This window comes from Oceanibaculum nanhaiense (assembly GCF_002148795.1).
Taxonomy (GTDB): domain Bacteria; phylum Pseudomonadota; class Alphaproteobacteria; order Oceanibaculales; family Oceanibaculaceae; genus Oceanibaculum; species Oceanibaculum nanhaiense.
In genome coordinates this window covers 1-1,651 of sequence record NZ_MPOB01000029.1, presented here as the reverse complement: position 1 = coordinate 1,651, position 1,651 = coordinate 1, and the positions used below count along the sequence as shown (strand labels likewise).

Below are 1,651 nucleotides of genomic sequence, written 5' to 3'. Positions count from 1 at the left end.
CTGGAATGGGGCGACATGCGGATGGACCCGACCGATCTGGCGGATGTCACCGGCTATGCCTTTCTGGTGAATGGCCGCGGTCCGCAGGACAACTGGACCGGCCTGTTCGAGCCGGGCGAGCGGATCAGGCTGCGTTTCATCAACGCTTCCGCCATGAGCTTCTTCGATGTCCGCATCCCGGACCTGCCGATGACGGTGATCGCCGCCGACGGACAGTTCGTGGTGCCGGTGCAGGCGCACGAGTTCCGTTTCGGCGTCGGTGAGACCTATGACGTGATCGTCCGCCCGCAGGCGGATCGCGCCTTCATCATCATGGCCGAACCGCTGGACCGGTCGGGCTATGCCCGCGCCACGCTGGCGCCCCGGCCCGGCATGGAGGCGGAGATACCACCGCTGCGGCCGCGCGCCATCCTGGCCATGTCCGACATGAATCACGGCGCCATGGGTATGGATCACGGGACGATGGATCAGGGTGCCCCAGGGCATGCTGCGCATGGCGGCATGGCGCATGGCGGAATGAACCATGCGGCACCCGTACCGACCGCCGCAGGGCATGGCGCCCATGCCGGCCACGCCATGGCTGCGCCCGTTCCGGCGGATGGCGGGCCGCCTGTCGGCTGGGACCAGGCCGGCACGCTGCCCGGCGAGAAGGCGTTGTCCTATGCCGATCTGAAGGCCTTTGCCAGGAATAGCGACGACCGCGAACCCGGCCAGGAAATCCTGGTGCGGCTGTCCGGCATCATGGAGCGCTATATCTGGACGCTGAACGGCCGGAAGTTCGAGCAGGGCGAGCCGGTCCGGGTGGCCTATGGCGAGCGGGTGCGCATCCGCTATGTGAACGAGACCATGATGGCGCATCCGATGCACCTGCACGGCATGTTCGTCGAGCTGGAGAATGGCGAGACCGACCGGCGGCCGCTGAAGCATGTGGTAATCGTGCCGCCGGGCAAGGAAGTGTCGGTCCTGCTGACGGCGGACGAGCCAGGCGACTGGCCGTTCCACTGCCATCTCATGTACCACATGGCCTCGGGCATGATGACGCGCTTCATCGTCGAACGGCCCACGGCCGACGCCAGCGGAAAGGGCCGGGCATGAGCAGGGCGCTGAAGCACGGGCTCGCCGGTCTGGGCCTCCTGCTGGCGGCTTCCGGGCCGTCGCTGGCGGCCGACGGCCATGACATGCTGTTCGGCAGCCTGCTGGTCGATCAGCTGGAGCATGGCTGGCGCGACGGGCAGGATACGGTGGCGTGGAAGGCGCAGGGCTGGATCGGCGGCGATGTCCAGAAGCTGTACCTGAAGACCGAGGGCGAATATGTCCGCGACGACACGGTCGAGAAGGCGGAAGTGCAGCTGCTCTACAGCCGCATGATCGCCGATTTCTGGGATGTCCAGGCCGGCATACGGCATGATTTCCGGCCCGACGACCCGTCACGGACCTATGGTGTGTTCGGGTTCCAGGGGCTGGCACCCTATGTGATCGAAATGGATGCCTCCCTGTTCGTCAGCGAGAAGGGCGACATCTCCGCCCGCTTCGAGGCCGAACACGACATCCTGATCACGCAGCGGCTTATTGCGCAGCCCAAGCTGGAGGTCAGTGCCGCCCTGCAGGAGGTCGAGGAACTCGGCATCGGTTCGGGCCTGAACGATATCGA

General features: G+C 66.2%; 2 protein-coding genes. Both read left to right on the top strand.

Annotated features, from left to right (window positions below):
* Positions 1 to 1,095 (top strand): multicopper oxidase domain-containing protein (locus BKM74_RS18345; RefSeq protein WP_176342616.1); only part of this gene is annotated, 1,095 nt, incomplete at its 5' end.
* Positions 1,092 to 1,651: copper resistance protein B (locus BKM74_RS18340; protein WP_086467131.1), on the top strand; the 560-nt coding region annotated here is incomplete at its 3' end. The genes BKM74_RS18345 and BKM74_RS18340, both read left to right, overlap by 4 nt.